The sequence below is a fragment of the Halorubrum laminariae genome (genome assembly GCF_024494655.1).
Lineage (GTDB): Archaea > Halobacteriota > Halobacteria > Halobacteriales > Haloferacaceae > Halorubrum > Halorubrum laminariae.
The window spans coordinates 285,253-309,883 of sequence record NZ_JANHDL010000003.1 but is presented as its reverse complement, the minus strand read 5'-3'; the positions used below and the strand labels follow the sequence as shown (position 1 = coordinate 309,883).

The 24,631-nt window shown below is 68.4% G+C and carries 24 protein-coding genes; 18 read left to right on the top strand and 6 right to left on the bottom strand.

Annotated features, from left to right (window positions below; translation table 11 throughout):
* The first annotated feature begins 134 nt into the window (after positions 1-134).
* Positions 135-575, top strand: coding sequence for a DUF5788 family protein (locus tag NO887_RS07640; RefSeq protein ID WP_256417871.1), 441 nt, complete (start codon positions 135-137; stop codon positions 573-575).
* On the opposite strand, the gene NO887_RS07635 is transcribed toward NO887_RS07640, so the two are convergent.
* Entirely contained in the window at positions 572-1,609 is a 1,038-nt protein-coding gene (locus tag NO887_RS07635; RefSeq protein ID WP_256417870.1) for a hypothetical protein, read from the bottom strand. The genes NO887_RS07640 and NO887_RS07635 overlap by 4 nt on opposite strands.
* An 81-nt stretch (positions 1,610-1,690) precedes the next feature.
* On the bottom strand, positions 1,691-2,365 hold the full coding sequence (locus NO887_RS07630; protein WP_256417869.1) for an alpha/beta hydrolase: 675 nt from the start codon (positions 2,363-2,365) through the stop codon (positions 1,691-1,693).
* 156 nt (positions 2,366-2,521) lie between these two features.
* On the opposite strand from NO887_RS07630, the gene dph2 reads away from it, so the two are divergent.
* Together dph2 and NO887_RS07620 are read left to right on the top strand one after the other, a co-directional pair.
* The gene (gene dph2 / locus NO887_RS07625; RefSeq protein ID WP_256417868.1) at positions 2,522-3,565 is read left to right on the top strand and encodes a diphthamide biosynthesis enzyme Dph2; all 1,044 of its coding nucleotides are present in this window, start codon (positions 2,522-2,524) and stop codon (positions 3,563-3,565) included.
* Between the two features lie 75 nt (positions 3,566-3,640).
* On the top strand, positions 3,641-4,426 hold the full coding sequence (locus NO887_RS07620) for a DUF8173 domain-containing protein (protein ID WP_256417867.1): 786 nt from the start codon (positions 3,641-3,643) through the stop codon (positions 4,424-4,426).
* 49 nt (positions 4,427-4,475) lie between these two features.
* On the opposite strand, the gene NO887_RS07615 is transcribed toward NO887_RS07620, so the two are convergent.
* Entirely contained in the window at positions 4,476-4,925 is a 450-nt protein-coding gene (locus tag NO887_RS07615; protein WP_256417866.1) for a TIGR00725 family protein, read from the bottom strand.
* A gap of 126 nt (positions 4,926-5,051) precedes the next feature.
* On the opposite strand from NO887_RS07615, the gene NO887_RS07610 reads away from it, so the two are divergent.
* The 4 genes from NO887_RS07610 to NO887_RS07595 all read left to right on the top strand — a co-directional run bounded on the left by NO887_RS07610 (position 5,052) and on the right by NO887_RS07595 (position 8,903).
* Entirely contained in the window at positions 5,052-5,708 is a 657-nt protein-coding gene (locus tag NO887_RS07610) for an HAD family hydrolase (protein WP_256417865.1), read from the top strand.
* Positions 5,709-5,866: 158 nt separating this feature from the next.
* A complete protein-coding gene (locus tag NO887_RS07605) occupies positions 5,867-8,239 on the top strand; it encodes an ATP-dependent DNA helicase (protein WP_256417864.1) in 2,373 nt (790 codons plus the stop codon).
* 126 nt (positions 8,240-8,365) lie between these two features.
* Positions 8,366-8,653, top strand: coding sequence for a hypothetical protein (locus NO887_RS07600; RefSeq protein ID WP_256417863.1), 288 nt, complete (start codon positions 8,366-8,368; stop codon positions 8,651-8,653).
* A 64-nt stretch (positions 8,654-8,717) separates the two neighbouring features.
* Positions 8,718-8,903: an AbrB/MazE/SpoVT family DNA-binding domain-containing protein gene (locus NO887_RS07595; protein WP_256417862.1), complete on the top strand. Its 186-nt coding sequence runs from the start codon at positions 8,718-8,720 to the stop codon at positions 8,901-8,903.
* A 38-nt stretch (positions 8,904-8,941) separates the two neighbouring features.
* Here NO887_RS07595 and NO887_RS07590 read toward each other — a convergent pair whose 3' ends face one another.
* Together NO887_RS07590 and NO887_RS07585 are read right to left on the bottom strand one after the other, a co-directional pair.
* Entirely contained in the window at positions 8,942-9,610 is a 669-nt protein-coding gene (locus tag NO887_RS07590; RefSeq protein WP_256417861.1) for a nucleotidyltransferase family protein, read from the bottom strand.
* Positions 9,607-10,869 carry a molybdopterin molybdotransferase MoeA gene (locus NO887_RS07585; protein ID WP_256417860.1) on the bottom strand — a complete coding sequence of 421 codons (1,263 nt, stop codon included), beginning with the start codon at positions 10,867-10,869 and terminating at the stop codon, positions 9,607-9,609. Before NO887_RS07585 ends, NO887_RS07590 begins: the two co-directional genes overlap by 4 nt.
* 181 nt (positions 10,870-11,050) lie before the next feature.
* On the opposite strand from NO887_RS07585, the gene NO887_RS07580 reads away from it, so the two are divergent.
* The 11 genes from NO887_RS07580 to NO887_RS07530 all read left to right on the top strand — a co-directional run bounded on the left by NO887_RS07580 (position 11,051) and on the right by NO887_RS07530 (position 23,399).
* Positions 11,051-11,644, top strand: a complete 594-nt coding sequence (locus tag NO887_RS07580; RefSeq protein WP_256417859.1) for an SRPBCC family protein — start codon at positions 11,051-11,053, stop codon at positions 11,642-11,644.
* On the top strand, positions 11,644-12,540 hold the full coding sequence (locus NO887_RS07575; RefSeq protein WP_256417858.1) for an FAD binding domain-containing protein: 897 nt from the start codon (positions 11,644-11,646) through the stop codon (positions 12,538-12,540). Before NO887_RS07580 ends, NO887_RS07575 begins: the two co-directional genes overlap by 1 nt.
* The gene (locus tag NO887_RS18490; protein ID WP_321169353.1) at positions 12,537-13,301 is read left to right on the top strand and encodes a (2Fe-2S)-binding protein; all 765 of its coding nucleotides are present in this window, start codon (positions 12,537-12,539) and stop codon (positions 13,299-13,301) included. Before NO887_RS07575 ends, NO887_RS18490 begins: the two co-directional genes overlap by 4 nt.
* A complete protein-coding gene (locus tag NO887_RS07565) occupies positions 13,298-15,793 on the top strand; it encodes an aerobic carbon-monoxide dehydrogenase large subunit (protein ID WP_256417857.1) in 2,496 nt (831 codons plus the stop codon). Before NO887_RS18490 ends, NO887_RS07565 begins: the two co-directional genes overlap by 4 nt.
* A 79-nt stretch (positions 15,794-15,872) precedes the next feature.
* A complete protein-coding gene (locus NO887_RS07560; protein WP_256417856.1) occupies positions 15,873-17,042 on the top strand; it encodes an XdhC family protein in 1,170 nt (389 codons plus the stop codon).
* Positions 17,039-18,019, top strand: a complete 981-nt coding sequence (locus NO887_RS07555) for an AAA family ATPase (RefSeq protein ID WP_256417855.1) — start codon at positions 17,039-17,041, stop codon at positions 18,017-18,019. Before NO887_RS07560 ends, NO887_RS07555 begins: the two co-directional genes overlap by 4 nt.
* A 2-nt stretch (positions 18,020-18,021) precedes the next feature.
* Positions 18,022-19,521, top strand: coding sequence for a VWA domain-containing protein (locus NO887_RS07550; RefSeq protein ID WP_256417854.1), 1,500 nt, complete (start codon positions 18,022-18,024; stop codon positions 19,519-19,521).
* Positions 19,518-20,384: a Rossmann-like domain-containing protein gene (locus tag NO887_RS07545; protein ID WP_256417853.1), complete on the top strand. Its 867-nt coding sequence runs from the start codon at positions 19,518-19,520 to the stop codon at positions 20,382-20,384. Before NO887_RS07550 ends, NO887_RS07545 begins: the two co-directional genes overlap by 4 nt.
* A 13-nt stretch (positions 20,385-20,397) precedes the next feature.
* The gene (locus NO887_RS07540) at positions 20,398-21,576 is read left to right on the top strand and encodes an XdhC family protein (RefSeq protein ID WP_256417852.1); all 1,179 of its coding nucleotides are present in this window, start codon (positions 20,398-20,400) and stop codon (positions 21,574-21,576) included.
* A 75-nt stretch (positions 21,577-21,651) separates the two neighbouring features.
* Complete coding sequence (locus tag NO887_RS07535) at positions 21,652-22,569, top strand: NAD-dependent epimerase/dehydratase family protein (RefSeq protein WP_256417851.1); 918 nt, start codon at positions 21,652-21,654, stop codon at positions 22,567-22,569.
* 191 nt (positions 22,570-22,760) lie between these two features.
* Positions 22,761-23,399 (top strand): halocyanin domain-containing protein, encoded by a 639-nt coding sequence (locus NO887_RS07530; protein WP_256417850.1) that lies wholly within the window; start codon positions 22,761-22,763, stop codon positions 23,397-23,399.
* Positions 23,400-23,428: 29 nt separating this feature from the next.
* On the opposite strand, the gene NO887_RS07525 is transcribed toward NO887_RS07530, so the two are convergent.
* Entirely contained in the window at positions 23,429-24,475 is a 1,047-nt protein-coding gene (locus NO887_RS07525; protein WP_256417849.1) for a glycosyltransferase family 4 protein, read from the bottom strand.
* Positions 24,476-24,631 lie beyond the last annotated feature (156 nt).

Genomic DNA, 24,631 nt, shown 5'->3' with positions numbered 1-24,631 from the left:
CTGCAGTTCGTACCGCGAACGGGTTAACGTCGACGTTCGGCGATCGAACCGAGAGGACGAACCGCGGACCGAGACGGGCCGCGCAGAGTGGTGGGTCGAAGGAACAAAATGCGAGCGACCCCGATACCTCTGTCATGAAGGAGTACGAGCGTAAGGGGCTCCTCGAACGCGTCAACCGCGAGGCCGCGACGGTGGGCGCGGACATCCCCGAGGAGACCGAGGTCCAGGGCGAGCCGATCGACCTCCGATCGTTCGTCTTCGAAATCAAGCGGCGCGACTCGGTCCCGCCGGGTGAACGCGAGCGCGTCGAGCAGGCGAAGCGGAACCTCCGGCGCGAGCGGCTCGAACGACTCGAACCGATCGAAGAAAACGAGGTGAGCTACGCGGAAGGCGAAGCGCTCGCGGACTCGATAATCGGGATCGACCGCGCGCTGGAGGCGCTCGAAGGACTCGACGCCCCCGACCCGGAGACGGAGGCGAAACGACAGGAGACGGCCGACCGCAAGCGCTGGATGAACTTCTTGCAGAAGGCTCTTGGCCACGAGGACGCCGGCGGCGGACGAACCCGATTTTAAGAGTTCGGCTCGAACCGAAGCCGGTAGTCGTAGTACCGCCCCGCGTGACGGACCATCCCGGCACCCGAGTCGGTCGCCGTCGCGTCCGACTCGATGTCGCCGTCGAGGTACGGACGCTCGTGGAGCGCGCGCAACACGGCGGCGTACCCCTCAGAGTACGGGTATGACTCCTCGTACTCACCGTGCTCCGCCGTCTCGATCACCTCTTGTGCGTCGGGCGAGAGATCGCCCTCGGCGATCCGCGCGTCGACCTTGCGCGCTCGGAGGATCGCCTCCACCTGTTCGGGCGACTCCGCGACGACCGTTCCCGTGGCGCGGTATACCGGTTCGTAGAACTGCTCGCGTGCCACGTCGATGCGGTAGACTGTGTCTCGAAACCTGACGCGGTCCGGGCCGTCGTCGGCCAGCACCCCGCTCGCGTCGAGCGCGTCCGGACGGCGGTAGACGTAGCCGCCGCGCTCGACCAGCCCGATCGGGATGCCGCCCTCGTTTCCGCGGGCTCGCGCGGCGAAGTGCGCGATCTCGACGGCGCGTCGGTCGCCGGACGGCAGCGTTTCCGCGTCGACGACGCGGGCGGTCTCGGAATCACCTGTCGAATCAGCGTCGTCCCCTGAGTCGACCCCGTTGCCGTCGGCGTCGGCGTCGAACAGCCGGAGCACCGGCCGCGTTGCCTCCGCCTCGTCGACGACGACGGATCCGAGCCGGTAGTACGTCCCGCCGTGAACGGCGTACCGAGGGTCGTCGGTCGTCGAGAAGAAGGGCTTCCGGTACTGGGTGGTGTACGTCTCTCCGTCTCGCACGGCCGCGAAGGCAGCGGTGTCCCACGTCGTGTCGGTCTCGGTTGGGTCGTCCACGAACCGGTCGCGGAGGGTCTCACCGGCGTCGTCGAAGGTCAGCCGCAGCACGCGGTCGTCGCCGTCGGCGTCTGCATCGTCACTTCTCAGCGCCCCGCCGAGGCAGCCGGCGGTCGCGCCGAGTACCGCTGCGACTCCGCCGGCGAGCACGCGGCGTCTGGAGGGTGTTCGCTCGTGCATACCCGTCGTTCGCCCGCCTCAGGTAAAGGTGTCCGCGAGACGCAAACGAGCATTTTGGCTTCCGATGCGACGCCGAGCCGATCAGTCCCCGCCGACGTGCGATTCCACGAACGCGACCACGTCCGCCAGTTCCTGCTGGCCGATCCCGTGTCCCCCGGGGTAGCTCCCGCGCGTCACGTCGGCACCGATCGCCTCGAATCGGTCGGCCGCGGCGGCGGACCGCGACTGTGGGATCACGCGGTCGCCCGTGCCGGCACCGACGAACACCGGCGTGTCTTCGATCCCCGCCGGGTCGAGGTCGGCGTGTGACTCGGCGAGATACCCGTGGAGCGCGACGACCCACGCGTACTTGTCCGGGTTCTCCAACAGCAGCGAGAGACTCGTGATCGCCCCCTGACTGAAGCCGAGCAGCCCGATCCGGTCGGCGTCGATGTCGTAGGCGTCGACCGCGGCGTCGACGCTCTCGACGACGAGGTCGAGGCTCCGGCGGAAGTCTTCGGCGTCCGGCTGGCTCGATTCGAGGCCGCCCGCCGACAGGTCGAGCTCGTACCACGTGTAGCCGCCCTGCAGCGGGTCCGGGGCGCGCAGGCTCACGACGTGAAGGTCGTCCGGGAGGTGTCTCGCGACCGGCAACAGGTCCTCCTCGTCGGCTCCGCGGCCGTGGAGGACGAAGACGGCCGGGGCGTTCGCGGGATCGCCGTCGGGCGCGACGTGGACGTGTTCGAGCGGAATGTCGGTCTCTGGGGTGTCGGTCATGGCTTCCGGTTCGTCGGCGCGCGGCTTCGGTCTGTCGCCCGCGGCAGCGGCTCGGGTCGCCGTCGGTGACCCGCCAGCGCGCCGACTGTCATCATCGACCGTTCCTCACAGCGTCGAACGCGCGGTTTAACCGTCCTGCCGCACAATTCGTTCGACATGAGCGGATCTACGGAGGGCGACCTCACCAAGACGGGGATGGCCCTGAAACACGACCGCGAGTGGGACTACGAACTCGATCGGATACTCGAGGCGATCGAGGAGCGAGACGCCTCGAAGGTCGGGCTCCAGTTTCCCGAGGGGCTCAAGCGGCGCGGCCCGAAGGTGGCCGACGACCTCCGCGAGGTCGCCCCCGACGACGTGACGTTCATGCTGTCGGGACAGCCGTGTTACGGCGCGTGCGACCTCGACACGTACCTGATGCGCCGGACGGACGTGTTCGTCCACTTCGGTCACACGCCGATGAAAGAATCCGACAGCATCGTCTACGTCCCCCTGTTTTCGAACGTCGATCCCTTCCCGATCATGGAGGACGCCCTCACGGAGGAGCTGACACCGCCCGAGGAGGACTCCGACGTGGGGCTCGTCACGACCGCCCAACACATGAACCGCTTCGAGGAGATGACGGATTGGCTGGAGGAGCGCGGCTACGAGGTCCACACTCGCCGCGGCGACGACCGGCTCACGAAGGAGGGGCAGGTCCTAGGGTGTAACTACGCCTCTGCCGACATCGACGCGGAACAGGTGCTGTACGTCGGCGGCGGGAAGTTCCATCCGGTCGGGCTCGCCATGGAGCACCCGGACAAGCGCGTCGTCATCGCCGACCCCGTCAACAACGTCGTGAAGGTGGCCGAACACGACCAGTTCCTCAAGCAGCGATACGCCGCGGTCCACAAGGCGATGGACGCCGAGAAGTGGGGCGTCATCTTCTGTACGAAGATCGGACAGGGCCGCTGGGAGAAAGCCCAAGAGATCGTCGAGAACAACGACAACGCCTACCTCATCACCATGGACGAGGTGACACCGGACCGCCTCCGCAACTTCGACATGGACGCGTTCGTGAACACGGGCTGTCCCCGGATCACAACCGACGACGGCCCGCGATTCCACAAGCCCATGCTGACGCCCGGCGAATACGAGGCCGCGATCGGCGAGAAGCCGCTCGACTCGATCGAGTTCGACACGTTCCACGACACTTGGTAGCCGCCGGCGATCCGACCGCTCGACCATCCGCGGTTTTGACAAGATACTTGAGACGCCTCCGCGACACTGGGAACGATGCCCTCCACGCTCCTTTCGACTGCGGTAGACGGGATGGGTCCGGGACCAACGGCCCCGACGGAACCGATCGGGTTTGCCCTCGGCACCGGACTCTCGTTCGTGATTGAACTCGCTGTTGTCGGGATCCTCGGCGCGATCGTGATCGCTGTCGCGCCCGATTTCACCGACGAAGGAGCCCAATACGTGCGCGGCGAACCGGTCATGGCATTCGTCTACGGCTTCGGAGCGTACCTCGCGATCGCGGTCACGGCGTTCCTCTTTGCGATCACGATCGTCGGGCTCCTCGTGGTCGTCCCCGGCCTGCTCGCGCTCGCGATCGTCGGCGTTGCGACCACCACTGTCGGCGTCGTCGCGCTCGGGAGATGGATCGGTGACGCGTTCGACATTAGCGGTGGGCTCGGCTCGGCGCTCGTCGTCGGCGTGCTCGCGTGGGCGCTTCTGGGGGTTGTTCCGGTTCTCGGCGGCCTCGTGACGGGCGCGCTCAGTGCGATGGGGTTCGGCTACCTCGTCGCTCGCGTTCTCGACGGACGCGACGACGGCGACCGGGTCGCGTCGGGGGTCGGAGGATCGCCGGACACACCCGGCTACGGAGAACGACACGACCCTCACGACGACCGAACCGAGTTCGACGGTCGAGACGAGCCCAATGGTCGGGACGAACCTGACGACCGATTCCGGAACATCGCTGCGGCCGATCGAGATGTGGACGAGACGACCACCAGTGATGCGGGCGAGGACAAGACGACCGACGACGCGGACGACGACGAGCCCACCTGGCGTTGACTGCGGGCGACGCCGCGAAACACTTCTGGAGGGAAGCACCGAAATCTAGTCAGTCCGACTCCACTGCTCGCTCCACGTGATCGACCGCCGCGTCCGGCGATTCGATGGCGGTCACGCCCTCGACCGCGTGCGTGTCGAGCCCCGCAACTGGTCGTCCGTGGGCGATCGCGAGCCCGATCTCCGAGAGCGTTCCCGGGCCGCCGTCGACGGCGATCACCGCGTCGCCGTTCATCACGACGAGCGCGTTGCGCGCGTGGCCCATCCCCGTCGCGATCGGCGTGGTGACGTGCGGATTCGCGTCCTCGCGCCGGTCGGTCGGGAGGATCCCGATCGTTTCGCCGCCGACCCCGCGAGCGCCCCGACAGACCGCCTCCATAACGCCGCCGAGCCCGCCGCAGACGACGACGTGTCCGCGGTCGGCCAGTTCCTCACCGAGTTCCTCGGCGACCGCCGCAGTCTCCGCCCCGATCAAACTCCCGCCGATGACACTGACACGCATGGCTGTTAGGCGGCCGCGACGAGACAAAAATCGTCCGACGCCGCTCCGGTATCGTTCGCGTCCGTGCGTTCTCGTCTGCGAGAACCCCACTGAAACGCTTATCCCTGTCCGCAATCTATCGGAGTTATGACGTACGATACCGTCGTGTTCGACAACGACGGTGTCCTCGTAGGCCGCACGCGCTTCGACGTGCTCCGGGACGCGACCCGGGACGCGTTTGTCGAGTGCGGCGTCGAGGAGCCCGATTCGGACGACGTAGAGCAGATGACCATCGGCGCGACCCCCGGCAGCGTGGGAACCGTCTGTCAGACGTACGACCTCGATCCGGGGTCGTTCTGGCGGACCCGCGACGACGTGGTCTCGAAGGCGCAACAGCACGAGGCGCGCGCGGGCCGGAAGACCCCGTACGACGATCTCTACGAGCTGGAGAATCTCGACGTGGAGATGGGTATCGTCTCCTCGAACCAGCAGGCCACCGTCGACTTCCTCGTCGACCACTTCGAGGGATTCGAACGGTTCGGTGCCGCTTACGGCCGCGAGCCGACGATCCACTCGCTCCAACTGCGCAAGCCGAACCCGCACTACATCGAGCAGGCGCTCGGCGACCTCGACGCGGACAACGCCCTATTCGTCGGCGACAACGAGTCCGACGTTCGCGCCGCCGAGAACGCCGGTATCGACTCGGCGTTCATCCGCCGGCCGCACCGCCGCAACTGGGACCTGAACGTCTGGCCGACTTGGGAGATCGAGGAACTCTCGGACCTCCACGATATCGTCGGCTAACGCGGCCCGGAAACGGGCCCGGAGACGGATCGGTTCGCTGTGGGCCCCGCGAGCGGCTGCAACGGGTGCGTCTGCGAATGCCACGACAACGACGGGAGCATCTGCGACCACCAACTGAAGCGTGAAGCGTTAAATCCGATGCCGCGTAACCCGTCCCTGTGACCGACTCGCCGCCGTGGGCCGACATCTTCGGCCACCCCGAGCCCTACCCGGAGCAGGCCGACGGCATCGACGCCGCCATTGACGCCGCCGCAGACGGCGGCTTCCTCGCGTTGGAGGGCGCGTGCGGGACCGGCAAGACGATGCTCGCGCTCACGGCCGGTCTCGACCGCGTGCGCGACCCCGAATCCGACTTCGAGCGCGTGTTCGTCCTCACCAGCGTCAAACAGCAACTCCGGCAGTTCGAGACGGATCTGGAGGCGGTGAACGAGAACCTTCCCGAGGGCTACGACCCGATATCCGGACTCACGCTCGTCGGGAAGGCGGACGTCTGTCCGTACGCGCGACAGAACCGCGCCGGGATAGACCGAGATACCGTCTACGAGCGCTGCGAGGGCCTCCGAGAACGCACTCGCAACCTCGTCGGCGACGGCGGCGCGACGACGACCTCGAACCTCGTGAGCGAGGCGCGGAGCCAGCAGGTCGGGCTGCTAGACTCGGGCAACGCGGGCGGTGCGGGAGCGGCGGGCGGCTCGGACGAGCCCGCCGCCGACTACCTCAGCGTCGATGGCGAGCCAACACCGTACCGCCCCGACACCGAGGAGTTCGAGGGAACCGAGTTCTGTCCGTTCTACGCCGGCTTCCTCGACGATCTCCCCGAGGACGGCGACCCGGCCGAGGCGGTGCCGTTCGACGTGACCGATATCGGCCACGTCGACGCCGACGAACTTGTCCGCCTCGCCGCGGGCCACGGCTCGTGTCCCCACTCGATCATGGGTGCGCTCGTTCCCGAGGTTGAGGTCGTCATCGGCAACTACTACCACGCGTTCGACCCCGTGACGACCGGGACGTTCACCGGCGCGCTGCTCGACGACTCGACGTTCGTCGTCTGCGACGAGGCGCACATGCTCGAACCGCGGGTCCGAGACCTCGTCAGCGACGCGGTCGCGGACGCCAGCCTCCGCGACGCCGAGAACGAACTCACTCGCGTCGTCCAGCCGCTCGAATTCGAAACCGCGGGCGCAGAGTCCGAGGACGCCGCCTTGGTCCGCGGCGAACTCGACGACGCTGACGTGACCGTCGAGGAGATCGAGTCGGTTCGCGACTTCTACGCCGACCTCCGCGGCGAACTCGACCGCCGCGTGACCGATCGGCTCGACCGCGACCGCCCGGACTGGCGCGCGTCGATGCGCGACCTCGACGACGACGAAATCCCGCTTCGCGACCCGGAGACCCCGGGCGAAGACGCGATCACGACGTGGGCGAAGCGCGAAGGATACGACGACCGCGTCTGGGCGCGCGCGAAGCAGGTGGGCGCGGTGGTCAAGCGCGTCCTCGACTCGATCGAAGACGAGGACAAACAGCGGGCCGCCCCGGGTGTCGGTCGCACGCTCAACGCCTGGTACCGCGAGGGCCACGAGGACTTCTTCCGCGCGATCGACCTCGAACGAACGTGGGACGAGACCGCGCCGCCCGACTCGTGGCGGCGCGCGTACAACGCGAGCCTCGCGCTGTACAACTGCCTGCCGAGCGAGCCGATCGGCGACCGCCTCGCCGAGTTCGGCGGCGGCGTCCTCATGAGCGCGACGCTCGAGCCGATGGACGTGTTCCGCGAGGTGACCGGCCTCGACCATCTCGAAGCGCAGGGGCGACCGGTGATCGAGCGGACGTACGGGCTCTCTTTCCCGGAGGCGAACCGCGCGAGCTTCGCCGTCGACGCGCCGAAGTTCACCCACGAGAACCGCGGCCCGCCGGGCGAACGGAACGACACGCGGCTCGCGCACCTCGACGCGACGGCCGCGGTCGCGTCCCGCGAGGGAAACGTCCTCGTGGGGACCCCGAGCTACGCGGAGGCGACGTGGATGGCCGGCGCGCTCGACGACCGACTCGACAAGCCCGTCCTCCTCGACGAGTCCTCCGGTGACCGCGAGACGGAATCACTGAAAGACGACTTCTTCGCCGGGGACGGGAAGGTGCTCGTGACGAGCCTCCGCGGGACGCTCACGGAGGGCGTCGACTACCGCGGCGACCGCCTCTCAGCCGCCGTCGTCTGCGGCGTCCCGATCATCAACACGGCGCGGCCGCGGACGCGAGCGGTGATAACCGCCTACGACCGTCGCTTCGAGTCCGGGTTCGAGACGGCGCTGACGGTCCCGGCGGTCCGGAAGGCTCGACAGGCCGTGGGACGGGTGATACGCGGCCCGGACGAGCGCGGCGTCCGGGTCCTCCTCGACGCGCGATACGCCCGCGAGTCGTGGAACAGCGTCCGGGCGTATCTCCCCGAACACGAGCGCGAGGAGTACCGGCCCGTGAGCCCGGACATGATCGAGTTCGCACTCGACCGGTTCGAACGAGCGGCGAGCGACGACTGACCCGAGCGGCGAGCGACGACTGACCCGAGCGGCGAGCGACGACTGACCCGAGCGACGACGCTTCCCCCTCAGTCAGAAGGTGCCTTGGGAAGGTATATATCCGATGGGAGTGTGCGTGAGACTGTCATGTGTCGGGAGATGCGACGGGAGCCCGCGTGGGTGTCGGCCATCCGGCTAGCGATGCTCGAAGGCCGGGTGACGGTCGCGGGCGTCGTCGAGGAGGCGAACCTGATCGAGGGACGCGAACGTACCGTCGGAGACGTGCTCGAAACGATGTGTGAGCGCAACCTTCTCTCCGCGGTCGACGACGACGCGTACGTTCCGGGACCGGTGTTGCTCGAATCGGACCGGTTCGATCTGGATTTCGGAAACGCCTCGGACGGCGGCGCGCACCGCTGGAACTCCTCCGTCTGAGGTACCTGCGTCTCTCGACGTGGTTCGTCCCCCGCCGTCGCTACGCGTGCCCGTAGCGAAAGCTATGTCCCTACTACGCACGAACCGCGAGTCGATGGGTAACCTCACCGACACCAAGGTCTCCGAAAAGAACCTGACGACGGTCCCGAAGCCGGTTCGGAACTTCCTCGACGTGGGTGCCGGCGACCGCGTCGAGTGGCACGTCGAAGACGGGGATATCGTGGTCCGAAAGGCACCGTCCGAGGAGTGAGTCGCGTGTGGGCCGGCGAGAGTTCGCTCACCGTCCGGTCAGCGTTTTCCACCGAGATCACCGGGGCGATCGACATCCCGGCGGACCCCCGGGTCGTCGACGGCGACGAGCGCGCTCGCGCCGCTTTCCAACAGGATCGCTCGTCCTCCGCGGTCGCCGTCGACGGCGACGAGACGGCCGAAGAACCGGCGGTCGAACAGTACCGGATTCCCACGCTCGCCCTCGAAGGCGGCCGCGAGAGCGTCGCCGGCGTCGGCCTCGTACGCCGCGACGAGCGTCTCGACGGTCTGCGGGTCGACGAACGGCATGTCACCGAGCGCGACGACCGCGGCGTCGATGTCGCGGTCTCCGGTGTCGGAGAGCGCGCCGATCCCCGCGCGGACCGACGTCGACTGACCCGCTTCGTAGGCATCGTTGACCGCGATCGTGACGGGAAGGTCGCTTACGGCGTCGCGAACGTGGTCGGCCTCGTGTCCGACGACGACGATCACCGGATCCAGTCCAGCGTCGACGAGCGTCCGCGCCGCGCGCCGCACGACCGGTTCGCCGCCGATGGTCGCGAGGAGCTTGTTCTCGTCGCCGAACCGGCTGCTCGTCCCCGCCGCGAGCAACACGCCAGCGACGCCGGGGTCGCTGTCAACACCGGTCTCGCTGTCGTCGTCGCCCTCGAACGGCGGCGAGACGATCGGAAGCCCGTCGTCCTTCATCGTTCGACGACCGGGTAGGGGACGACGGCGACCTCGTCGCCGGCCGCGAGCGCCGACTCGGTGAGGACGAACCCGTCGGCGCGCGTCGCCCGCGTGCTCGACGAGAGCACGCTGGGGTCGAACGTCTCGTCGTACACGGCGAGCGGCGAGGCGACGTGACCGAGCGGCACCGCCTCGCCGTCCGCGAGCGTCACCGGGACGGCGTACGTGAACTCCGGCACCGCGATTCCCACGTCGCTCGTCATCGTCGCGTCGACGGTCGGGAGCGCAGTGCTCCCGGTGAAGAAGGATCGCGCGACCAGCGAGGTCACCGCGTGCGCGCCGACGGGTTTTCCCGGAACGGCGAAGACGACGGCGTCCCGCTCGTCGAGCGTCGCGACGGCGATCGGCTTTCCGGGCCGCAGCGCGACGCGGTGAAACAGCACGGTCCCCAGCTCGCGGAGCGCGCGCACCACGTAGTCTTTGTCGCCGACACTCGTGCCGCCGGTCGTCATCACCACGTCGTGGTCGGCGGCGAGTCCGGCGATCCGATCTCTGACGCGCTCGTACTCGTCCGGGACGGTTCCCTCGTACGTCGCCTCGTGGCCCCACCCGCGGACGAGCCCAGCGAGCATCGGCGAGTCGAGGTCGGCGTGTCGGCCCTCGTGGATCTCGGTCCCGGTCGCCAGCAGGCCGACCGAGAGCCGCTCCGTGACGGCCACCTCGTCGACACCGAGATCGCCGAGTAGGATGGCGTCTTTCGCGCCGAGCCGCTCGCCGGCAGCGAACAGCCGCTCGCCAGCCGCCACGTTGCTGCCGCGCTCGTAGACGTACGTGCCGGGCTCGGTCGGTGACCCGTCGAGTCGGCCGTCCTCGACGGTCGCCTCCTCCTGTTTGAGGACGGCGTTGGCCTCGGGGGGCAGCGGCGCGCCGGTGAATATCCGAACCGCCTCGCCGGTCGACAGCGACGGCGGGTCGGACTCCGGGAACACCTCCCGATCGACCAAGTCGTACGGGTATCCGCCGCTCGCGTCGAACGCGTAGCCGTCCATCGTGGCGTGGCTCCGCTCGGGGATCGCGGCGGGGGCGTCGATCGGTTCGGCGAGGGTCCGACCGGTGATCCGGTCGATCGGCACGGTCTCCGTTCCCCACCGATCGAGCCACGCGGATCGGAGATCGCAGACGCGCTCTGCTGCCGTCTCCACGGGTGTTATCGCTCCGTGACCGTGGCCGTCGTCTCTGCTGTCACCCTCGTCGGTATCGCCTGAACTGCTGTTCATCGGCTTCCACCGGGTCTGTCACAGCTACTCTGTCCGTTCACATCCGATCTATCACGGTCGATAAGGTTTAATAGGGTGCTATTACATATCATGGGACGTGGTAATAGTATGCTCATAGGAGGGGGATATAAAAGATGACGGTGACAGATTGCCGAACAACTGTAGACGTGGGTGGTCGCTGATGGAGTTCGACGGCGAGTTTGAGCTCGACGGCGTTCCGCCCGAGAAGGCGTGGGTCGTCCTCTCGGACCCGATCGCAGTGCGCGACTCGCTGAAGGGGTGTCAGTACATCACGCCCATGGACGACTCCTTCGAGTGGGACTCGTACGAGCCCGAGGATGACATCCCGACGCTGCCGGAGGCGGAGGCCGACGATGTCGCGGCGCGGGCGTTCAAGACGGGCCAGAAGTACGCGGCGCTGATGCAGGTCGGCGTCGGCAGTGTGAAACCCAAATTCGAGACGACGGTCACCATCGAAGACCGCGACGAGGAGAACTTCGAGATGACGGCTACCGGTTCCGGATCGGCGAGCGGAAGCAGTTTCAGCATGAACTCCGGGATGCGGATCCATCCGCAGGAGGACGGCGACGGGTCCCGCATCGAGTGGTGGACCGAAGCCGACATCTCCGGGCGGATCGCCCAGCTCGGCGGGCGCGTCATCAACCCGGTCGCGAACAAGATCGTCAACAACTTCTTCACCTCCATCGAGTCGCAGATGACCGACGTAGAAGAGACCGACTCGGGGGTCACGGACCGAATCAGGGGGATGTTCTGATGAAGTCCGCCCCGTTCGAGCATCACGAACCGGAGACGGTCGACGAGGCGGTCAGCCTGCTTGAGAGCCTCAACGACCCGACGATCCTCGCCGGGGGACAGAGCCTCGTTCCGATGTTGCGGTTCCGGCTCGCGAACCCCGACGTGGTCGTCGACATCAACGGCATCGATTCGCTCGACTACCTCCGCGAGGAGGACGGCCACCTCCGGATTGGCGCGCTCGCGCGCCACGCCGATGTCGCGGACTCCGACGTGATCGACGAGCGGTACGGCAGCTTCGCCGACACCGCGCCGCTCGTCGCCGACCCGCAGATCCGGAACCGCGGCACGGTCGTCGGCTCCGTCGCGCAGGCCGATCCGAAGGGCGACTGGGGAAGCGTCCTCCTCGCCCACGAGGGCGAGGTGATCGCCCGCGAGCCCGACGGCGACAGAGCCATTCCGGCGGACGAGTTCTTCTTGTTGCCGTACGACACGACGCTCGGTGAGGACGAACTGATCACGGAAGTCCGCGTTCCCGTCCCCGGGCCGAACGAGGGGAGCGCATATCACAAGCTGAAACGCAAGACCGGCGACTACGCGATGGCCGGCGTCGGCGTCCGGCTCGCGTTCGACGACGACGACGGCACGATCGAGTCGGCTGGGATCGGGATGACCGCCGTCGACATCACCAACGCCCGCGCGACCGACGCCGAAGAGCACCTCGAAGGGGAGCGGCCGAGCCCCGACCTGTTCGCCGAAGCGGGCGAGTTGGCTGCAGAGCAGTCCAATCCCGAGTCGGACGAGCACGGCGGCGCGGACTACAAGGCCCGGATGGTCGACGTGCTCACCCAGCGCGCGCTGGGCGACGCCGCGGAGCGCGCGGGAACGGTGACGGTCAAACGGAGGGTCACACAGTGACAGACGAACGCGAAATCACGCTGACGGTCAACGGTACCGAGCACACGATCGACGTCGAGCCGCGCCGGCTGCTCGTCCACGCGATCCGCGAAGACCTAGATCTCACGGGCACCCACATCGGGTGCGACACGGGCAACTGCGGTGCCTGCACCGTGTTGAAGGACGGCGAGCCGATCAAGTCGTGTCTCATGTTCGCCGCGCAGGCGGACGGCGCGGAGATCCTCACCGTCGAGGGGATGGAGGACCTGCCGGAGGCCGACGGGATCCATCCGCTTCAGGAGGGGTTCCGCGCGGAACACGGCCTGCAGTGCGGCTACTGCACGCCGGGAATGCTCATGGCGGGCAAGGCGCTGCTCGACGAGGATCCCGACCCCGACGAGGAGACGATCCGCGACGCGATAAGCGGCAACCTCTGTCGGTGTACCGGCTATCAGAACATCGTCCGATCGATCGAGTACGCGGCCGACGAACTCGCTGATCGCGCCGCCGCAGACGGCGGTGCGGTCGCGGCCGACGGAGCGACAGACGGCGAGAACGGCGTCGCGGAACCCACTCCTGCGCCGTCGCCCGAGGGCGGTCACGACGCCCCAAACATCGGCGGCGACGCCGACACGTTCTGCGGCCGCGAGGACTGCTGTGGCGGCCCGGGCGGGGCGGACCCGTTCGACCGTGACGCGCTCCTCGACGACGCGGACGCCTCCGACGCCGCCGACGACGCCGAGGCGAACACCGATGCGGACGACCGAGGTGACACAGTATGAGCAGCGAACCAGACACACCCGACGCAGAGACGGAGTATCAACACGACGAGGACGGCGGCCCCGACCCCGAGACGTACTGCGGCCACGGCCGCGGCGGCATGGGCGAGGAGGTGGAGCGCAAGGAGGACAAACGCTTCATCACCGGTCGCGGCAACTACGTCGACGACATCAAGAAGCCGGGCATGCTCCACTGCGAGATCGTCCGGAGCCCGCACGCCCACGCTCGGATCGAAAACATCGACGGCTCCCGAGCCGAGGCGATGGACAGTGTGGTCGCGGTGTTGACCGCCGACGACCTGCTGGAGCACGACCTCGCGACGATGCCGACGCTGATGGACGACACCCAGGACGTGCTCGTCAACGACAAGGTGAAGTTCCAGTCACAGGAGGTCGCGGCCGTCATCGCCGAGGACCGCTACGCGGCGAAAGACGGTGCCCAGAAGGTCGAAGTCGAGTACGACGTACTCGACCCGGTCGTCGACGCCGCGGACGCCCTAGAGAAGGACGCGCCGCTCGTCCGCGACGAACTCGAGGACCAAGAGGATAACCACATCTTCGACTGGGACACCGGCGACAAGGAGGCCACCGACGCGGTGTTCGACGACGCCGACGTGACGGTCGAAGAGGACATGCTGTACCAGCGACTCCATCCCGCCCCGATCGAGACCTGCGGCGCGGTCGCCGACTGGGACCCGGGGATGGACAAGATGACCGTCCACATGACCTCGCAGGCACCCCACGCCCACCGGACCCTGTTCTCGCAGGTGTCGGGGATCCCGGAGCATAAGGTCCGGATCGTGAGCCCCGACGTGGGCGGCGGGTTCGGAAACAAGGTGCCGATCTACCCGGGGTACGTCGTCGCCGCGGCGGCGTCGTACGTCCTCGAACAGCCCGTCAAATGGATCGAAGAGCGTTCGGAGAACATCCAGACGACCGGGTTCGCCCGCGACTACGACATGACCGGCGAGCTCGCCGCCACCGAGGACGGGATCATCGAAGGGGTCAAAGTCGACGTGCTTGCCAACCACGGCGCGTACAACGCGGCCGCCCAGCCGTCGAAGTTCCCGGCCGGCTTCTTCAACATCTTCACCGGCTCGTACGACATCGAGGCCGCCTACGGTTCGCTGACGGCCGCGTTTACCAACACCGCGCCGGGCGGCGTCGCCTATCGGTGCTCGTTCCGCGTCACGGAGGCGGTGTACCTCATCGAGCGCATGGTGAAGGTGCTCGCAGACGAACTTGAGATGGACCCGGCGGAGATCCGCCGGAAGAACTTCATCCCCTCGGACGCGTTCCCGTACGAGTCGGCGACGGGGTGGAACTACGACTCCGGCGACTACGAGAAGGCGCTCGACAAGGCCTTGGAGATGGCCGACTACGACCACTACCGCGAGGAGCAGCAGCGCCGCATCGCGAACGACGCCGACAAGCTGATCGGCATCGGCATCTCCTCGTTCACGGAGGTCGTCGGTGCCGGTCCCGGCAAGCAATGTGACATCGCCGGGATCGAGATGTTTGACTCCGCAGACCTGCGCGTGAACCCGACCGGCAACGCGGTGTTGCGCGTCGGCGTGCAGACGCAGGGACAGGGCCACGAGACGACTTTCGCGCAGATCGTCGCGGAGGAACTGGGGATGGATGTCGACAACATCACCGTCGAGCACGGCGACACCGACACCGAGCCGTACGGGCTCGGCACGTACGGCTCGCGGTCGACTCCCGTCGCGGGCGCGGCGGCCGCCGTCGCCGCGCGCAAGGTGCGCGACAAGGCGAAGTCGATCGCCGCGAACGAACTGGAGGCCGCAGAAGAGGACATTACGTGGGATCGGGAGTCCGGCGAGTTCCACGTCGCCGGCGCGCCCGACCGCTCGATCACGATCACCGAGATCGCGGCCGGCGCGTACATGAACCACCCCGGCGACGAGGAGCCCGGGCTAGAGGCGACGAACTACTACGATCCGCCGGAGATGACGTACCCGTTCGGCTCGTACATCGTGATCGTCGAGATCGACCGCGAGACCGGCGAGGTCGACTTCGAGAAGTTCGTCGCGGTGGACGACTGCGGCAACCGCATCAACCCCATGATCATCGAGGGACAGATCCACGGCGGGCTCGCCCAGGGGATCGGCACCGCGATGTTGGAGAAGGTCACCTACGACGACAACGGCAACGTCACCGGCGGTGACTTCATGAACTACCTGCTGCCGACGGCAAACGAGATCCCGAACTTCGAGACGGGCCACACGGTCACGCCGTCGCCGCATCACCCGATCGGCGCGAAGGGTGTCGGCGAGTCGCCCACCGTCGGGTCGCCACCGGCGATCGTCAACGCCGTCGTCGACGCGATGAGCCACGCCGGCGTCTCCCACGTGGAGATGCCGATGACGCCGGATGTCGTCTGGGAGACGCTCGACGAGGTCGGGCTGTCCCGTCAGCCGGCCCACAACGTCGAGTTCGACCTCGGCGACGGAGCCGAGCCGGCCGACGATTGATCCCGCACGCAGCCACCGCCGCGCCGACCGCCCTTCCGGACGCGCCGGGCGGGACGGCGGCACCGTCCGACTACAACAGATGACACACGACGAGACCGCACACGACGGATCGAAAGAGACGACCAAAATCGACGACGGCGACACCGCCGCGCTGGAGGCGACGCTTTCCGAACGCGGCGAGCCGTTCGCGCGGGTGACGATCGTCCGCCGCGAGCCGCCCGTGTCGGCCAACGTCGGCGACCGCGCGCTCGTGACCCCCGACGGCGAGATCCACGGGTGGGTCGGCGGCGCGGCCTGCGCGCAGTCGGTCGTGGCGACGCAGGGCGTGGCGGCGATCGACGAGGGGACGCCGCGGTTCGTGGGGATCGCTCCGGACCCGGTGACCCTGGACCGCCCCGGGCTCGACGCCTTCCCGATGACGTGTCACAGCGAGGGCGTGCTCGAACTGTTCATCGAGCCCGTGACCCCGACGACCGAGTTGGTGATCGTCGGCGACTCGCCGGTCGCGAGCGCGCTTGCTAGACTCGCGGCCGAGTTGACGCTCGAAGTGACGCTCGTCGTCGCGGACGGCGACGCCGACCGGGACGTGCCCGCGGACACCGACGTGCTCTCGACGGTCGATCACGAGGCGATCGCCGATGCCGTGGGACGCTCCCCGCTCGTCGTCGTCGCCTCCATGGGCGAGTACGACGCGCGCGGCGTCGCCGCCGGCGTCCTCGCGGACGCTCCCTACATCGGGCTGGTCGCGAGCGACGAGCGCGCGGCCGAGGAGACGGAGCGCGCGGCAGGCCTGCTCGACCGCGACGTGGGAGACATCGTCGGGGCGGTGACGAATCCCGCGGGCGTCGACGTGGCCGCCTACACGCCGGCGGCGATCGCGGCGAGCCTGCTCGCCGAGGTCGTCGACGAGCGGTCACGGGCGAGTTCGGCGACTCAGGGCGAGGCGGCTGGCTCCGGCCAGACACCCGCCGGTTCCGTCGATGCGGCGACCGATTCCGCGGGCACCGACGCCACCGGCGATGTGCCCGCCGGCAGCGACGATGCCGACTCCGTCGATGCAGACGACGCCGACGCGGCCGGCAGCGATTCGACAGCGATCGATCCGGTCTGCGGCATGACCGTCGATCCGACCACGGCGGACGCGTCGGTCGAGCACGACGGCGAGACGTATCACTTCTGTTGTCACGGCTGCGCCGACTCGTTCGCGAACGACCCGGCGTCGTATCTCGACGAGGGGATCGAAGCGTGAACGGAGAGGTGGACGCGAACCCCTTCGAGTCGATCACCGAAGCGGAGCTCCGCGAGCGGTTCGACCGAACGGACTACGTCGCCGACGACCGCACCGTGACGACGGTCGAACTCGCGCTCCGGCTGGGGCGACCGCTCCTGGTCGAGGGGCCGCCGGGAAGCGGCAAGACCGAACTCGGAAAGACGCTCGCCGAGGGGTTCGACACGGAGCTGATCCGGCTCCAGTGTTACGAGGGGCTGACCGCGGAGAACGCGCTCTACGAGTGGAACTACACGAAACAGCTGCTCGCCGTGCAGGCCGACGAGGGGACCGTCGCGGGCGGTGACGCGGCGACGAACGGAGCGGATCCGGACGCTGCCGCCCCGAACGACGGTTCGGTCTTCGACGAGGAGTTCCTGCTCGAACGGCCGCTGTTGCGCGCGCTCCGGACCGCAGACGACACGCCGCCGGTGCTTTTGATCGACGAGATCGACCGCGCCGACGAGGAGTTCGAGGCGTTCCTCTTGGAGCTGCTCTCGGACTTTCAGGTGTCGATCCCCGAACTCGGGACCGTGAGCGCGTCGACGCCGCCGGTCGTGATCCTCACGTCGAACCGGACTCGGGGGCTGAGCGACGCGCTGAAGCGGCGCTGTCTGTACCTCCACGTCGAGCCGCCGTCGTTCGAGACAGAGTACGAGATCGTCCGCCGGAAGGTGCCCGAACTCGACGCCGCCGTCGCGGCCGAAGTGTGTTCCGTGGTCGCGAACCTGCGCGAAGAGTCGTTCCTCAAGCGACCGGGAGTCGCGGAGACGCTGGACTGGGCCCGGGCGGTCGCCGCCCTGCGCCAAGAGAATCCGGACGAGCCGCTTTCGCCGGACGAGATCGAACGGACGATCGGCTGTCTGCTGAAGGAAGCGGAAGACGTCGCTCGCGTCGATTCCGAACTGCTCGAACGCCTCCACGACGCCGCGAGCGAGGCGGCCGCCCGAGTCGAGTGACGATGTCCGACCGCGACGACGATAACGGGGGCGACGCCGACAAAACCGACGCCACCCAAACCGACGCCGGTATCGGGGCCAACACCGAGACGCGCGTGGGATCCGACACGGAGACGCCCGACTTCCCGGCGGCCCGGACGCACCTGCTGACTGAGTTGGTCCGGCTCGTCGCCGTCCTCCGGAACGACGGCGTCGACGTGCCCGCGACCGGCACCCTCGACGCCGCGCGTGCGCTGGCGGCGGTCGGACTCGCGGATGAACGGCGGGCGGCGGCCGCGCTGCGCGCGAGCCTTCTCTCCGAATCCACGGACTCCGACGCGTTCGCGGACGCGTTTCCGACATTCTGGCACCGGCTCCGGAGCGGGCTCGACCGGATCGCCACCGCCCACGACGGCCCGTCACCGGAAGACGACGCGGACGACGAGACCGGATCCGGGGGAGACGGCGCAGACGACGAGACCGACGGCAGCGTCGAGTCGGCGGAGGAGCCTAGAGTCCTCGACGACGCCGAACCGCCGGAGACGGACGCCGACGCTGACGGCACCCCCACGGTCCGCATTCCGATGAACCGTCGCCACGCCGCGGGCGACCGTCCCGCCGGCGACCGACGCGACGAGACGGACGGCCGCCGGTACAGCGCGGTCGGCGAGAGCGAACTCGTCGCAGCGGACGTGCCGACCGCGTCTCCGGACGAGGCGACGAACGTCCGGCGGTTCGTGGACGCGCTGTCGTCGCTGCCCGGTCGCCGCCGGCGGCGCTCGTCGACGGGTCCCGCCGTCGACGCCCGCGGCGCGCTGCGGGCGAGCCTCCAGACGGGCGGCGCGCCGATCGACCTCCCGCGCGACGCCCCCATGCAGTCGGAGCTCCGCTGCTGTCTGCTCGTCGATGTCAGCGGCTCCGTGCTCGACACGGTCGACCGGGGCGCGCTGTTGGAACTCGGGACGCAGGTCACGGCGAATGCACGCGCGGCGCGGACGTTCCTCTTCGACACGGACCTCGTCGAGGCGACCGACGCGTTCAGCGATTCGAGTCGATCGCCGGCGGACGCCCTCCGCTCCGCGGAGATCGAGTGGGGCGGCGGGACCCAAATCGGCCACGCGATAGACCGGCTGCGCCGGACGGCTCCGCACGCGGTCGACCGCCGGACCGTCGTCGCGGTCGTGAGCGATGGGCTCGACGTGGGCGATCCGGACCTGCTGGTCGACGGGATGACTTGGCTGGCCGACCGCGCTGACGGCGTCGTCTGGCTCAATCCGCTCGCGGTCTCGGCGGCGTTCGCGCCCGAATCGCGCGGCATGAGCGACGCCGCACCGTACGTCGACGCCCTGTTCGGCTTCGCGTCGGCCCCGGACCTCGCGGAGGCGGCCCGGCAGATCGAGCGACGCGGCCTCGCGGGCGCGGTCGGCTACGAGCACGACTCGCGGCGCGTCGACGGGCGAGGCGGAGACGGAGCGACCGAGACTGGAGCGACCGCCGAGGACGGCGGCGGGGGGACCGTATGAGCGACGCCGAGGAGGACGACTGGGTCGGACCCGACACAAAGGCCGACCCGGACTGGCCCGGCCGGATCCTACGAGCGACTCTCGACGCGCTCCGCGAGCGCGACGCGTTCGTCGGCATGCGCCTCGACCGCGTCACCGTGGGGAAATCGGCGATTCTCGTGGAACTCGCCGCCGACGAGGACACCGAACGAGACCCTCGGAGACTGGCGGGGATCGCACACCGTCCGGACTCGTCGTCGCCGATGCCGCCGGACGACCTCGCCGATATTTTGGCTCCGATCGAAGGGCGCGGCGGCGAGGCGTCGCTCGGGGCGCGCGCGCTCGCCATTGCAACGCTGAACGCGGCCTCGTCGCCGCTCGTCGACTGGCGAACGGGGGACCCGATGGCACTTCTCGCCCCGTCCGTGTCACGGATCGTCACGGTCGGCCTCTTTCGCCCGGCGTTCCGGAAGTTCGCGGACGTCGAGGTCCGCGTCATCGAGCGCGACCCCGTTGCCGTCGAGACCGTTGCGACGCCGGCGAGCGTCTCCCTGCGGTCGTTCACGCCGACAGAGACCACGGCCGCGATGGAGGGGGCCGACGTGGTGTTCGTCACCGGATCGACGCTTTTGTATGGTGGGATCGAGCGCTACCTCGCAGCGGCCCCCGTGGCGGCGTCGGTCGTCGTGGTCGGTGCGACCGCCTCCGCGCTCCCGGACCCGCTCTTCGACCGCGGCGGCGATGTGGTCGCCGGCGCGGCGATAGCCGATCCCGAGACGGCGCGCTCTGCGGTCGCGGACGGCCACTGCGGCACCGACCTCCACGACCGCGGCGTTCGAAAGGTGTACGCGGCGCGCGACGTACCCGAGACAATGAACCTATAAACAGAAAAACGACATGTCAGAAAGCAATTGGAGCGTTCCGGAGACCGAAGTCGTACAGCGCGTTCGCGACCGCCTCGACGCCGACGGCACCGACGTCCTCGCGACCATCGTCGGTGTCGAGGGCAGCGCCTACCGTCGCCCGGGGGCGAAGATGCTCCTCGATGACGAGGGCGGGGTTGGCTCCATCACGGCGGGCTGTATCGAAGACGACCTGCTCGCAGCCGCGGAGGCGGTCCGAGAGTCCGGCCGGCCGGACCGGGTGTCCTACGACCTGATGGGCGACGACGCCGACGACGTCTGGGGGCTCGGCGTCGGCTGCAACGGTGTTATCGACATCCTGCTTGAACCGCTCGACAAGACGTATCGACCGGCCGTCGAGGCGTTCGACGCCGGCCGAGATGTCGCCGTGCTCACGGTCTTGTCCGCGGATGGAGGATCTCCTGACGGACCGGAGCAACTCGGCGACCGCGCGTACTACTATCCCGACGAGGGTCACCTGCGGCTCCCCGACGGCTCGCCCGCGGACGAGTGGCCGGATGAGGCGCTTGCGGAGCCGGCCGCGGACCTTGCCGAGCGTGGCTCCGGCGATGTTGTGACCGTCGAAGGGCTCGACGGCGCGACGCTGACGGTATTCATCGACGGGATCACCGCCCCCGCCGACTTGGTCGTCTTCGGGACGGGTCACGACGTCGGGCCGGTCGTGGAGCTGGCAGAGCGAACCGACTTTCGCGTCACCGCGGTCGGCTTCCGCGGCGCGGTCGATCTCGCGGCACGGTTTCCCGAGGCGCATCGGACCGTGACGACATCGCCGGGAGAACTCGACGACGCGCTCGATATCGACGATCGGACGCACGCGGTCGTGATGACGCACAACTTCGTCGACGACCGGCTCGTCGTCGAGACACTGCTCCGATCTGACGCGCCGTACGTCGGGCTGATGGGGCCGCGCGATCGGTTCGACGAGATGCTGGAGGCGTTCGACGACGAGGGGACGACGTTCGACGAGGCGGACCTCGAATCGCTGTACACGCCGGTCGGGCTCGATCTCGGTGGGGGTTCGCCGTACCAGATCGCACACAGCATCGTCGGCGAGGCACTCGCCGTGTCGAACGACCGGACGCCGGGACACCTGCGCCAGCGCGACGGCCACATCCACGACCGCGTCGACGTGGACGCCTCACCGTCGCCGTAGGGAAGCAGTCGCGGTGGGGGACCAGTCGCCGCCGAAACCGACACGGTAATCCACCCGCCGCGACGACACGGGACCATGCAGGATCAGCGCGTCCTCGTGACGGGCGGCGCGGGGTTCATCGGCTCGAATCTCGCGAACCGCCTCGCCGCGGACAACGACGTGATCGCGGTCGACGACACCTATCTGGGTACGCCAGAGAACCTCGACAAAGGGGTAAAATTCGTCGAGGCGTCGGTGCTCGACGACGACTACCCCGTCGACGTCGACGTAGTCTTTCACCTCGCCGCGCTCTCCTCGCGGAACATGCACGAAACCGACCCCCAGCGCGGCTGTCGCGTCAACGTCGAGGGGTTCATCAACACGGTCGAGCGCGCCCGCAAAGCGGGCTGCGAGACCGTCGTCTATGCCTCGACCTCCTCCATCTACGGCAGCCGCACCGAACCCTCGCCCGTCGACATGGACGTGGAGGCACACACCGCCTACGAGGCCTCGAAGCTCTCGCGCGAGCGCTACGCCGAGTACTACGCCAACCACTACGACATGAACATGGCCGGCCTGCGCTTTTTCTCGGTATATCAGGGCTTCGGCGGCAACGAGGAACACAAAGGCGAGTACGCGAACACGGTCGCACAGTTCGCGGACAAGGTAGCGAACGGCGAGGCTCCAGAGCTGTTCGGCGACGGCACGCAAACGCGGGATTTCACCCACGTCTCGGACGTGGCCCGCGCCTGCGAACTCGCCGCCGACCACGAACTGACCGGCGTCTACAACGTCGGCACCGAAGCGTCGTACACGTTCAACGAGATGGTCGCGATGATCAACGACGCGCTCGGCACCGACATCGACCCCGAGTACATCGAGTGCCCGTTCGACGGCTACGTCCACGACACCATGGCCGACTACTCGACGTTCCACGAGGCCACCGGCTGGGAACCCCACGTGGACTTCGAGGAGGGCGTCGAACTCGTGTGTGAGCCGTACCTCGACGACTGAGCGAACGACGCGACGGAAGTGCGAGACCGTCAACCGACGCAAGAAAAGACCGGGACGGACTCACTGCCGAGTCGGTGACGACGGACCGTCTTCGAGCCGGGCGGGGAACGCCCTCGGTCCGGCGGTGTGGCGTGTTCGATCGTCACGTTCGGATCAACATATTCACTACAACCCGTCACAAACCGGGGGGTATGAGCACGGACGACGTCTCGCGGCGCACGTTCATCCGGACCGCCGGCGGCGCGGCCGCGGCTGCTGGCGCGGCGACGACGGCCTCGGGAACCGCGGCGGCACAGGAAGTGGAACCCGACTGGCCGAGCGGGGCATCGAGCGGGAACGTCGGCTCCTATCAGGACGCCCGCGGACAGGACTCAGTGACCATCTCCGTCGGAGCCGGCGACGGCGGTCTCGCGTTCGACCCGACGCTGGTGTGGGTCGACACGGGCACGACGATCACGTGGGAGTGGACGGGCAACGGAGGGTCACACAACGTCCAGACCGTCGAGGACGGCGGCCCGGCGAGTCTCGACAGCGGCGACCCGGTTAGCGAGGAGGGAACGACCTACGAGTACGAGGTCACTGAAGAGGACGCGGGCATCACTCATTACCACTGTGTCCCGCACACCTCGACAGGAATGCACGGCGGTATCGCCGTCGGCGAGGATATCGCCACCGTCGAGACTGGTGGGGGCGGCAGCAACGCTGTGTTCGTTCCGCAGGGCGCTCGCGCGCTCGGGATCGCGACGTTCATGGCGATGGTAAGCACGCTCGGACTCGCGTTCGTCTTCATGAAATATGGAGGTACAATCACCGCCGAAGACGCACAGTAGCACCGCTCGTTCGCGTTTATAATTCATCCTCAATCGGACGTGAGCGATCGGTACGCCGCCACGTATCGGTCTAACACCACGTCGTGGTCGTACTCCGCGAAGTCCCGCTCGACGGTCTTTCTCTCAAGTTCGGCGACGGACACGAACTCGTCGGCGAGCTCCGCCGGTGTCGTCACCAGCCGTCCGCGCGCACGCCCCTCGACGAGCTCGTGTGCGCTGGAGTCCGCCTGATACTCGACGAGTGCGACGCAGCCGCACGCGAGCGCCCACAACAACTCCGTGGCGAACGTCTCCCACGTCGCCGTCGCGACCGCGACGTGCGTCCCCTTGAAAAGCGAGACGCGCTCACGGAGCGGCAGGTCGCCGAGAAACGACACCCTGTCGTCGATTCGGAGATCCTTCGCCATCGACTCGATCCGGCCGCGTTCGGGCCCGTCGCCCACGACCGCGGCGGTCCAGTCGCGGTCGCGAAGCTCGGCGAGCCCGAGCAGGAACGTCTCGACGTTGGCGTGGCGGTCGAGCTCCCGAGAGTACACCGCGTCGAAGCGGTCGTCGACGGGGGCCTCTTCGACGAGGTCGAAGTCGATGCTCTCGGGAACGACTCGCACCTCGTCGCCGTCCGCGCCGTGCTCGCGCACTCGCGTCTTGACCGTTCGCGACGGCGTCGTCACGAGATCGGCGCTCCGCGCGAGCAGCCGGTACCGCCGAGCGGCGTCCGCGGGGTGGTCGCGCCACCAGTCGACGACGACCGGCGTCCGCGTGAGCGTCCCCGCGACCGTCGCCCCGAGCCCCGGCGTCGGCGGGCTGTTGACCGCGTGGACCACGTCGGGATCGACGCGGCGGAGCGCGACCGGAAGCCGCGCCGCGAACGCCGACGGGGCGGGATCGGCGGTGACGGACCGGTACGAGATTCCCTCCTCCTCGAATGCGGCGTGGTCGCCGCCCCACCAGCGGGCACAGAGCCACGTCACCTCGTGGCCGCGGTCGGCGAGGCCGCGGGCCACTCGACGCGTTCGGCTCCGGGCGGGTGTGTCACCGTGTCCGGGAACGAAAAGCGAGACGAACGCGACGCGCATACGCCGATCCGACGACGGCGGTCGGTAAAAAGACACGGCATCGACGCGTCTTGCCGGGTGGGCCACAGACTGATCGTGCCACAGACCGACGCCGACGCGGTCCACCGAGACGATCCCCACCCGAAACGGTTTCACACCGCGCGCGGAACCAACATC

Coding starts and splice junctions, on each gene's coding strand:
- NO887_RS07640 (WP_256417871.1), top strand. CDS start 135: ATGAAGGAGTACGAGCGTAAGGGGCTCCTCGAACGCGTCAACCGCGAG.
- NO887_RS07635 (WP_256417870.1), bottom strand. CDS start 1,609: ATGCACGAGCGAACACCCTCCAGACGCCGCGTGCTCGCCGGCGGAGTC.
- NO887_RS07630 (WP_256417869.1), bottom strand. CDS start 2,365: ATGACCGACACCCCAGAGACCGACATTCCGCTCGAACACGTCCACGTC.
- dph2 (WP_256417868.1), top strand. CDS start 2,522: ATGAGCGGATCTACGGAGGGCGACCTCACCAAGACGGGGATGGCCCTG.
- NO887_RS07620 (WP_256417867.1), top strand. CDS start 3,641: ATGCCCTCCACGCTCCTTTCGACTGCGGTAGACGGGATGGGTCCGGGA.
- NO887_RS07615 (WP_256417866.1), bottom strand. CDS start 4,925: ATGCGTGTCAGTGTCATCGGCGGGAGTTTGATCGGGGCGGAGACTGCG.
- NO887_RS07610 (WP_256417865.1), top strand. CDS start 5,052: ATGACGTACGATACCGTCGTGTTCGACAACGACGGTGTCCTCGTAGGC.
- NO887_RS07600 (WP_256417863.1), top strand. CDS start 8,366: ATGTGTCGGGAGATGCGACGGGAGCCCGCGTGGGTGTCGGCCATCCGG.
- NO887_RS07595 (WP_256417862.1), top strand. CDS start 8,718: ATGTCCCTACTACGCACGAACCGCGAGTCGATGGGTAACCTCACCGAC.
- NO887_RS07590 (WP_256417861.1), bottom strand. CDS start 9,610: ATGAAGGACGACGGGCTTCCGATCGTCTCGCCGCCGTTCGAGGGCGAC.
- NO887_RS07585 (WP_256417860.1), bottom strand. CDS start 10,869: ATGAACAGCAGTTCAGGCGATACCGACGAGGGTGACAGCAGAGACGAC.
- NO887_RS07580 (WP_256417859.1), top strand. CDS start 11,051: ATGGAGTTCGACGGCGAGTTTGAGCTCGACGGCGTTCCGCCCGAGAAG.
- NO887_RS07575 (WP_256417858.1), top strand. CDS start 11,644: ATGAAGTCCGCCCCGTTCGAGCATCACGAACCGGAGACGGTCGACGAG.
- NO887_RS07565 (WP_256417857.1), top strand. CDS start 13,298: ATGAGCAGCGAACCAGACACACCCGACGCAGAGACGGAGTATCAACAC.
- NO887_RS07560 (WP_256417856.1), top strand. CDS start 15,873: ATGACACACGACGAGACCGCACACGACGGATCGAAAGAGACGACCAAA.
- NO887_RS07550 (WP_256417854.1), top strand. CDS start 18,022: ATGTCCGACCGCGACGACGATAACGGGGGCGACGCCGACAAAACCGAC.
- NO887_RS07545 (WP_256417853.1), top strand. CDS start 19,518: ATGAGCGACGCCGAGGAGGACGACTGGGTCGGACCCGACACAAAGGCC.
- NO887_RS07540 (WP_256417852.1), top strand. CDS start 20,398: ATGTCAGAAAGCAATTGGAGCGTTCCGGAGACCGAAGTCGTACAGCGC.
- NO887_RS07535 (WP_256417851.1), top strand. CDS start 21,652: ATGCAGGATCAGCGCGTCCTCGTGACGGGCGGCGCGGGGTTCATCGGC.
- NO887_RS07530 (WP_256417850.1), top strand. CDS start 22,761: ATGAGCACGGACGACGTCTCGCGGCGCACGTTCATCCGGACCGCCGGC.
- NO887_RS07525 (WP_256417849.1), bottom strand. CDS start 24,475: ATGCGCGTCGCGTTCGTCTCGCTTTTCGTTCCCGGACACGGTGACACA.